We start from the raw sequence: 4,206 nt of genomic DNA on the forward strand, positions 1-4,206 counted from the left end.
GCTGAAGAACCCGTCCACGATGGGGTAGGCGAACGACGCGAAGTAGGCGAAGATCAGCGATGCGCCCAGCCCGTCGACGTAACCCCTCCACAGCGCCGACGCGAGCACGACGGCCAGCCCCGCCAGAATCACCAGGACAGCCTTCGCCGTCCCCTGCCAGTGACGGGTCTCCAGCCAAAATTCCGCCCGCGCCGCTTTCACAAATCCGGTCATGCCCGCATACCCTCCCGTGCCCACTGCTCCAAGGAGCGTCCGGTGCGGCCGCGCAGATCGTCCGCGTCCGCGTCGACGGTCAACCGGCCGTCCGCGATGACCCACACCCGTTCGAGCAGCGTCTCGATTTCGCCGATCTCATGGGTGGAGATGATCGCCGCCGCCCCGCGCACGGTGAGCACGTCGCGCAGAAGCGCCTGGACCATGACGCGCGAAGCCGGGTCGAGCCCGGAAAGCGGCTCGTCCAGAAGGAGCAGCCGACCGGGGCGCGAGAGCGCGAGCGCCAGGCGCACCCGTGCGCGCTGGCCTTTGGAAAGGGATTCGACAGGCTGGTCCGCGCCGACGTTCAACCTGTCGAGCAGTTCCATGTAGGTGGACATGTCGAATCCGCCGGCGACCGCCGTCATCCAGGTCCCGTGAGCGCGGGGCGTGATGTTCGGGTAGAGTCCGCCCTGGTCGGGACAGTAGACGACGTCCCGCGAGAGCCTGTAGCGCACCGCAAGCGGCGCGAGCTGCCACGTTCCCGCGCCCCACTCCACCCCGCACACGCGGAGCGTGCCACGCCCCGGCGCCAGCAACCCGCACATCAGCTGAAGCAGGGTTGACTTGCCCGCCCCGTTGGGGCCGAAGAGCCCGATGACCTGGCCCTCGCTGACCTCGAACGATACACCGTTGAGGACCCAAGTGCGCGTGTAGCGGTACGCCAGACCGTCCACGCGGACCAAGGCGCTGTTCACCGTTGCACTCCTTCCCGGGGCGCTTCAGGCCCCGACTTGCTTTCGGCCGCGTCTTCCGATCGGGTCAGCCCGGACCGATCGGCCGGGGTGACCGGCTGCTCCGCAGGCGGGCGCGCGGGCGGCGGGCTGGCGCCGGGCGGGCTCAGCAGCGCCCTGCGCGCCATCTCCAACGCTTCATCGACGGAAACGCCCAGGTCGCACATCTCCTTTGACCAGACCGCGGTCGCCTCCCAAGCCAGTTCCCGCCGGCGGACGTGCGCGCCCGCGACATCGTCCGCGACGAACGTCCCGGATCCCGCCCGCGTCTCGATCACGCCGGCCGCCTCAAGTTCTCGATACGCGCGAGCGACGGTGTTCGGATTCACGCCGAGGGCCAGCGACAGCTGGCGGACGGACGGCAGGCGCTCTCCCGCATCGAGCAACCCACGAAGCACGCCCCGCTCGATCTGCTCCACGATCTGCATGTACAGGGGACGCGTCGGGTCGATGCGCAGTTCGAGCCGCCCCACCGTGCACCTCAGCACATCCTCACCGCCCTGACTGTACTAATACACTTAATACACTTATGTCGTCAAGGGGCTCAGCGGGTAAGAGGGGCGCGGGTCGCACGGCAACGCCACCACGGCAGTCCTGCCAGTGCCCCAGTAAGTAAAGGAAGTATGATACCTACAAGATCCTGCGCAGGCGCTGGACGGGCGGAGGTGTCGCATGACCAGCCGGACCCGTGAGCTGACCGACAGTGCGCTCTTGGTCTCGATGCTCATCCTCCTTGCCCTCGCACCACGCGACTTGCCGCTGTGGGGCTTGGGCATGCAGGGGAATCTCGCGGGAAAGCGTGACGCCGATCGGCCGAGGCTTCGAACGAGGGGGTCGACCAGCCAAACGGAAGCGGCCGGCGCTGGCGGGCGCCGGCCGCCCTGGTTCGCGACGCCTGAGAGTGCCGGGCACCCGGCGTGAGGCGCCCTCGCTACGGCCGTTTCCTCGACCAGAGCACCCGACGTCCGTCGGTCGCGGCCGCGGTCGACTTCAGACTCTCCGCGCTCACGTCTCGATCCGCGCGCGCGCCGTTGCCGGACGCACCCGCTTTCTCCGCGCCATTCAACGCGACGACCGGCTCCGACTCCGCCTCGACCTCGTCCTCGAGCCACGCCTCGGACTCCGCCTCATCCTCCGGCCGAGCGACGGACGCGAAGTCGAAGTCGGCCGTATCGGCTGCTTCCTCCTCGGCCCCGTCGCCAAGCACCGACATCGACGCCGCGGCATGGCGGACGGGCTGCGCCGCCACGGGCACGTCGTGGGCATCGTCATCAGAATCCGTCCGAACGATCTCGCACTGGCCTTGGAACAGCGCGCCTTCGGCGACGACCAGCGACCTCATCCGGATGCGCTCGCCGAACAGCCGGGCCGTCGCGCGCAACTCAAGCCGTCCGGACACGTTCACGTCTCCACGGACGACCCCGGCGACCGTCAGGTCGCGCGCCTGGATGCTCCCGGTGACCTCCCCGGTCTCCGTCACCTCCACGGGGCCAGCGGAATGGACCTCTCCCTCGACCCGGCCTTCGATGCGGAGCAGCCCCCGGCCCGGAGAGGCCAGCGTTCCGCGGATTTCCGCGCCCGGTCCGACGACCGTCACCCCGTCCGTCTTTCGTGACGTTCCCTGTGCCAACGCCAACATGTCCCACGACCTCCCGTCTCCGACAGCCGCGAGCGGGCCGAGGGACGCGAGGCCCGGCCACGGCGCGCACGGTCTTGAGCATTCCAGTTTTCGGCATCATTCGCCAAAAAGTTTAGCGATCCGCGGAAAAAGAACGTCCGGACCGGCAGCGCCGGCCCGGACGGCCGATCATGCGTCCTTCGGCGAAGGCTTACGCCTTGCCCGCGAGAACTCCCTGGGCGGCCGCTCGACCCGCCTTCAGCCAGCGGGCGACATCGATGAGGCGCTTCGTCTGGTAGCGGATGGCGTCGAGGATCTCCTTGCCGGGGCCGGTCTCGTTCGCCGTGGCGCTCGTGCCGTACGGGTTCCCGCCCGCGGTGAACAGAACCTGGTCCGTGTAGCCGGGCGGCACGATGATGGCGCCCCAGTGGTACATCGTGTTGTAGAGGGCGAGAAGCGTCGACTCCTGGCCGCCGTGCGGGTTGCTCGCGGAGGCGAACGCCGTGACGGGCTTGTTCGCAAGCTTGCCCTGCGCCCAAAGCGGGCCGCTCTGGTCGAGGAACTGCTTCAGCTGGGCCGCCACGTTGCCGTAGCGCGTGGGCGAGCCGAACATGATCGCGTCGGCCCACTCCAGATCCTCAAGCTTCGCGACTTCGAGGTTCGGGTGCTCGTCCCGGAACTTCTTCCAGTTGGGATTGCTCGCAATGGCTTCCGGCGGCGCGAGTTCCTGCACGATGCGCAGGCGGACATCGGCCCCCGCCTCCCGGGCCGCCTCCGCCGCCGCCTCGGCCATCCTGTGGATGGTTCCGGTGGACGAGTAGTAGATGATCGCAAGGTTCAGGTCGGCCATCGATCGCTCTCCTCCGCGTCCCTTTGCTCGCTAGCGTCCCCCAGGGGGTACCGTGGCTTTCAAGCGACGTCGCTTTCAATAATATAGCATTGGACCCTGAGACTGTGTAGTCCTAAAGTGTCGAGGTGCCCGACCGCGACCTCCTGACTGCAGCAGAAGGCGCGCGGATACAGCGGTGGAGGCGAATCGGGGGAAGGGGCGCCTCGGGGTCAGCGGCGGCGGCCGCGCACCAGAAGCAGGATCGCGCCGGCGAGAGCCAGCGCCAGAACGGCGTAGTCCAACCGGCGGAACAGCCCTTCAAGGGTGTCCCAGCGGTCTCCGAGCTTCACGCCCGCCCACACGAGGACGATGGTCCACGGGATCGAGCCCAGCACGGTGTACGCGACGAAACGCCCGAAGGCCATGCGGCCGATGCCGGCCGGCAGGGAGATGAACGTGCGCACGATCGGAAGAAGGCGCCCGAAGAACACGGCCGCCTCTCCGTGGCGGCGGAACCACTCTTCGGCGAGCTCCAGGTGGTGCTCGTTCAACAGCACGTAACGGCCGTAGCGCAGCACGAGCGGCCGACCGCCGAAGTACCCGAGCGCGTAGGAAAAGATCGAGCCGGCCAATCCGCCGGCCACGGCCGCCACCACGGCGCCCCAAAACGTCAGCGCGCCGGCGAAGACAAGGTAGCCCGCGAAGGGAAGGATGACTTCGCTGGGCAAGGGGATGTTCGCGTTTTCGATCGCCATCTCGAAGGCCACGCCCCA

6 protein-coding genes are annotated in these 4,206 nt (G+C 68.3%); all 6 read right to left on the bottom strand.

Annotation, left to right across the window (positions count from 1 at the left end; all coding sequences use genetic code 11):
- Positions 1-213: hypothetical protein (locus tag IRZ18_08685; protein MBX5477180.1), on the bottom strand; the 213-nt coding region annotated here is incomplete at its 3' end.
- Positions 210-950, bottom strand: coding sequence for an ABC transporter ATP-binding protein (locus IRZ18_08690; protein MBX5477181.1), 741 nt, complete (start codon positions 948-950; stop codon positions 210-212). The genes IRZ18_08685 and IRZ18_08690, both read right to left, overlap by 4 nt.
- Positions 947-1,459 (bottom strand): GntR family transcriptional regulator, encoded by a 513-nt coding sequence (locus IRZ18_08695; protein MBX5477182.1) that lies wholly within the window; start codon positions 1,457-1,459, stop codon positions 947-949. The genes IRZ18_08690 and IRZ18_08695 overlap by 4 nt, the downstream gene beginning before the upstream one ends.
- A gap of 458 nt (positions 1,460-1,917) precedes the next feature.
- A complete protein-coding gene (locus IRZ18_08700) occupies positions 1,918-2,625 on the bottom strand; it encodes a polymer-forming cytoskeletal protein (protein MBX5477183.1) in 708 nt (235 codons plus the stop codon).
- Positions 2,626-2,815: 190 nt separating this feature from the next.
- A complete protein-coding gene (wrbA, locus tag IRZ18_08705; protein ID MBX5477184.1) occupies positions 2,816-3,454 on the bottom strand; it encodes an NAD(P)H:quinone oxidoreductase in 639 nt (212 codons plus the stop codon).
- Between the two features lie 209 nt (positions 3,455-3,663).
- The coding region (locus IRZ18_08710) for a DedA family protein (protein ID MBX5477185.1) at positions 3,664-4,206 on the bottom strand (543 nt) is incomplete at its 5' end.

This window comes from Clostridia bacterium, from assembly GCA_019683875.1.
Taxonomy (GTDB): Bacteria; Bacillota; Sulfobacillia; order RBS10-35; family Bu92; genus Bu92.

Excerpts from the sequence above, each read along its gene's own strand:
- IRZ18_08700 (MBX5477183.1), bottom strand. The coding sequence starts at position 2,625 with ATGTTGGCGTTGGCACAGGGAACGTCACGAAAGACGGACGGGGTGACG.
- wrbA (MBX5477184.1), bottom strand. The coding sequence starts at position 3,454 with ATGGCCGACCTGAACCTTGCGATCATCTACTACTCGTCCACCGGAACC.